Source organism: Actinoplanes oryzae (genome assembly GCF_030757795.1).
In the GTDB taxonomy this organism is placed as follows: domain Bacteria; phylum Actinomycetota; class Actinomycetes; order Mycobacteriales; family Micromonosporaceae; genus Actinoplanes.
Map to the genome: position 1 here is coordinate 1 of NZ_JAUQWH010000305.1, position 4503 is coordinate 4503.

3 protein-coding genes and 1 pseudogene are annotated in these 4503 nt (G+C 72.1%); 2 read left to right on the plus strand and 2 right to left on the minus strand.

What is annotated here, in order from left to right; translation table 11 throughout:
• Positions 1-1313 (plus strand): alkaline phosphatase D family protein (locus tag RBH18_RS43145; protein ID WP_306216320.1); only part of this gene is annotated, 1313 nt, incomplete at its 5' end.
• 133 nt (positions 1314-1446) lie between these two features.
• A complete protein-coding gene (locus RBH18_RS43150; protein ID WP_306216322.1) occupies positions 1447-2112 on the plus strand; it encodes a lysophospholipid acyltransferase family protein in 666 nt (221 codons plus the stop codon).
• On the opposite strand, the gene RBH18_RS43155 is transcribed toward RBH18_RS43150, so the two are convergent.
• Positions 2109-3578, minus strand: coding sequence for a cryptochrome/photolyase family protein (locus tag RBH18_RS43155; protein ID WP_306216321.1), 1470 nt, complete (start codon positions 3576-3578; stop codon positions 2109-2111). The genes RBH18_RS43150 and RBH18_RS43155 overlap by 4 nt on opposite strands.
• A gap of 52 nt (positions 3579-3630) precedes the next feature.
• Positions 3631-4503 (minus strand): annotated as a pseudogene (locus RBH18_RS43160) (hypothetical protein); the annotation flags it as partial.

Below are 4503 nucleotides of genomic sequence, written 5' to 3' on the forward strand. Positions count from 1 at the left end.
GCGGCGCGCGGCGGGTCCGTGGCCCGGTGCTCACCCCGGACACCGATTACACCGGCAAGGTGCGCCTGCGCGGCCTGCCGCCGGGCGAGCGCTTTTATTATCGCGTACGCGCGGAAAGCCTGGATCGTCCCGGTCTGCTCAGCGAGCCCGTTCCCGGCCAGTTGACCACGGCGCCGACGAAGCGGCAGGACCTGTCGTTCGTGTGGACCGGTGACGTGGTCGGGCAGGGCTGGGGCATCGATCCCGCGTACGGCGGGCTGAAGATCTTCGAGTCGATGCGCCGCCGCCGGCCGGACTTCCTGCTGCACAGCGGCGACACGGTCTACGCCGACGGGCCGCTGGCCGAGCAGGTGACGCTGCCCGACGGCCGGATCTGGCGCAACGTGCTCACCGACGCCAAGCTCAAGGTCGCCGAGACGCTCGACGAGTACCGCGGCCAGTACGCCTACAACCTGCTCGACGACGCGTACAAGGCCTTCGCCGCCGAGGTGCCGCAGATCAACCAGTGGGACGACCACGAGGTCACGAACAACTGGTACCCGGGCGAGATCCTCGACGACGCGCGATACACCGAGAAGCGGGTCGACGTGCTCGCGCGGCGCGCGCACCGGGCGTACCACGAATGGGTCCCGGTCCCGGGCGCGACCGGACCGGTCTACCGCAAGATCTCGCAGGGCCCGCTCCTGGACATCTTCGTGCTGGACATGCGGACGTTCAAGGACCCCAACGACGGCAACACGTACGTCGACAAGAACCGTGGCCTGCTCGGCCGCGAGCAGCGCGAGTGGCTGATCCGCGGGCTGAAGCAGTCGAAGGCCACCTGGAAGGTCATCGCCAACGACCTGCCGCTGGGCATCGTCGTCCCGGACGGCTCGGCGGCCCAGGAGGGCGTCGCGCAGGGGGACGCGGGCGCCCCGAAGGGCCGGGAGCTGGAGTTCGCGCAGGTCCTGCAGGAGGCGCACCGGGCCGGCGTGACCGGCGTCGTCTTCCTGACGGCGGACGTGCACTACAGCGCGGCGCACCACTACGACCCGGCGCGGGCGGCGATTAGCGACTTCACGCCGTTCTGGGAGTTCGTCTCCGGGCCCGCGCACGCCGGCGCCTTCGGGCCGAACGCGCTCGACGGCACCTTCGGGCCGGACACCGCGTTCATCCACACGCCGCCGGTCGCCAACACGTCGCCGGCCGAGGGGTTCCAGCACTTCGGCGAGGTGCGGATCGACGGGCGTACCGGGGAATTCCGGGTCGACCTGCGCGACCGGGACGGAGTCTCGCTGTGGGGTGTCACCCTGGAGGCGCCGCGGCGACGGTGACGGGGGGTATTTGCCGTCTTACGCGGTAATTGCCGAGCCCGGCACGGACGCTGGGCGGCAGGGGCGGTGGGGGCGTCGGATAATGTCCTACCGCCCCCACTCGTCCCTGCAGTTCGCCGCCCGGAGGAAGACGTTGCCGCTGCTCTACACGATCGGCAAGTTCGCGATCGGAAACACGCTGACGCTCGGCTGGCGGCCGCGCGTCGAAGGCATCGAGAACATTCCCGCCACCGGGGGTGCGATCTTCGCCGGCAACCACCTGTCCGTGGCCGACGAGCTCTTCCTCGGCACGGTCATCCCGCGCCACCTGGCCTTCTGGGCCAAGGAGGAGTATTTCGACAGCCCGGGCCTGCGCGGCAAGATCACGAAGTTCGTCATGCACGGCCTCGGCGCCATCAAGGTCGAGCGGGCCGGCGGCCGCGCGGCGCTCGCCGCCTTCGACAACGCGATCCCGGTGCTCAAGGCGGGTGACCTGGTCGCGGTCTACCCGGAGGGCACGCGCTCGCCGGACGGCAAGCTCTACCGCGGGCGTACGGGCGCGGCCCGCCTCGCCGTCGCCGCGGGCGTGCCGATCATCCCCGTCGGCGTCATCGGCACCGACAAGATCCAGCCCATCGGCCAGATGTACCCGAAGTGGGGCCCGGGCAAGGTGACGATCAAGTTCGGCAAGCCGATCGACGTCACCGGCCGCGGCGACGACGGCACCTCGCTGCGCGCGATCACCGACGAGGTCATGGCCGAGATCCAGAAGCTGACCGGCCAGGAGTACGTCCCGCGCTACGCGCCCAAGAAGGCCTAGGGAGCCTTACTTCCGCGACTTTTCTCCTGCTCGACGAGGGCGTCCAGGTCGGCGAGGCGGTGCAGGCCGCGCATCGGCTGCCGCATGCGGTGGTTGCCGGCCAGGGTGCCCTCGTTGCGCTCGAGGAAGGCCCAGTAGCCCGCTGTGTACGGGCACGCGTCGTCGCCCACGCGGACCTTCGGGTCGTACCGGCAGCCGCCGCAGTAGTCGCTCATGCGGTTGATGTAGGCGCCGCCCGCGGCGTACGGCTTGGTGCTCATGCGGCCCTGGTCGGCGTACTGGCTCATGCCGACGACGTTGGCGGTCATGACCCACTCGTAGCCGTCGACGAACGCCCGGTGGAACCAGTCGGACAGCCTGCCGGGGTGCCAGCCGCGCTGCAACGCGTAGTTGCCGAGGACCATGAGGCGCGGGATGTGGTGCACCCAGCCCCGGTCGCGTACGCCGGAAAGCACGTCGGACAGGCAGCGCGCCTCGACCGCGTCGGCGTCCAGCTCGGCGAACCATTTCGGCAGCGCTGTCGTGGCGCCCAGCTCGTTGGAGCCGCGGTAGCTCGGCTCGAAGTACCAGTACAGGTGCCAGATGAAATCCCGCCAGCCGATGATCTGCCGGGTGAAGCCCTCCACGCTGTTCAGGGGCGCGGCCCCGGACCGGTACGCGGCCTCGGCGCGCTCGACAATCTCCAGCGGGTCGAGCAGGCCCAGGTTGAGCGGCGCGCTGAGCATGCTGTGCGCCATGAACGGGTCGCCGGCGAGCATCGCGTCCTCGTACGGGCCGAAGTCCGCCAGCCGGTGGTCCACGAAGTGCCGCAGCCGGGCGAGCGCCTCCCGCCGGGTCGCCGGGAAGAGCCGCGGGCCGTCCCGGCCGAGGAACTCGATGCCGTCCTCCCGCTGCCAGCGATCGAGATCATCGCGTACGGCGGCGTCGATCTCGTCCTCCCGGATCTCCGGCGGATCCGGTACGCCCAGCCGGCTGCTGCCCCGCGGCGGCGCCTCGCGGTTGTCGTGGTCGAGGTTCCAGTGGCCGCCCGCGGGCTCGGCGCCGTCCATGAGGATGCCGTGCCGCTGCCGCGCGTCCCGGTAGAAGTCCTCCATCCGCAGCCCGCGCCGCCCGTTCGCGAACCTCAGGAAGTCCCCGGGCGACGTCGCGAACCCGCGCGGGCCGAGCACCTCGACGTCCAGCCGGTTGACCAGCTCGCGGGCCTTGCGGGAGGTCGGGTGGCAGACGCTGAGCGGTTCGCTGCTTTGTGCCACGCCCTCGGCATAGGTCTCGGTCCGGAGGAACAGGGCCTGATCGCCGAGCTCGGCCGCGCGGTGGCGCAGCGCGGACAGGACCAGGTGCGCCTTCTGCCGGTGGAAGACCCGGCGGCGGAAGACGCGCTTCGACTCGATCAGCAGGACCGGCTGGTCCGGGGCGTCGAGGAAGTGCGGCCCGAGTTGGTCGGCGAAGAGCCAGCGCCTGCTCATGCCGCCGTTCTACCCCTCGTCGCGGGCTTGATGTCCGGGGTTGGCGCGAAGATCAGAGGATCGAGGAGATCTCGCCGCCCCAGCGCGGGGTGAGGATCTGCTCCCGCAGGACGGCGGTGAGGTCGGCGCTCTCGTCCTCCGCCCGCCGGGTGAAGATGGCCGCGGCCAGGCTGCCGTGGTCGGCCCAGGCGCACACGACCACGCCGCTGTCGCCGGACCGGCCGACGCCGCAGCGCTCGTGCGCGCCGGTGACCCCGAGGTCGTACGCGGTGATCGTCGTCAGCGAGAACTCGTCGGTGAGCCGGGCGAGCTGGTCCTCGACGTCGGACTCCGGGGTCAGCCGGAAGCCGGTCGAGCCGAACACCGTCACGCGCTTGCCGTTGCCGTCGGCGTAGACCCCGGCGAACGGGTCGCCGCTGGTGACCAGCGCGGTGCCGCTCAGCTGGCCGGTGAGGCGGTCGAGGGCCTGGCGGGTGGTGTCGGTGTCGCGCAGGTCGAGGTCGGCGATCGTCTGCGGCAGGGCGGCGGTCACCGGGTACTGCTGGGCGGCGGGATAGGCGAAGTACGCCGGGACGCCGCAGCAGCACAGGGCGCTGAGCAGCGTGAAGGCCAGCAGGCGGCGGCCCCAGCGGCGTTTGCGGCGCGGTCGCGGGGGCGGGAGCGGGCGGCTCTTCGGCTGGGCGCGCTGGGCGTAGCCCGGGGGCAGCGGGCGGGCCGGGGCCGGCGGTGCGGTGCGGGGCTGGACCGGCACGCGATTCGCCGCGGGCTGCGGGTTCTTCTCGCTGCGCCGGAAGAGTCCGCGCTTTCGAGGCGGAGCCGGCGGCGGGGACTTCGGCCCGGAGGGCGCGGGTGGCGCGGCGGGCTGGGGCGCGGCGGGCTGGGGCGCGGCCGGCGGGTCGACGCGGGTCGCCGGCGGGTCGACGCG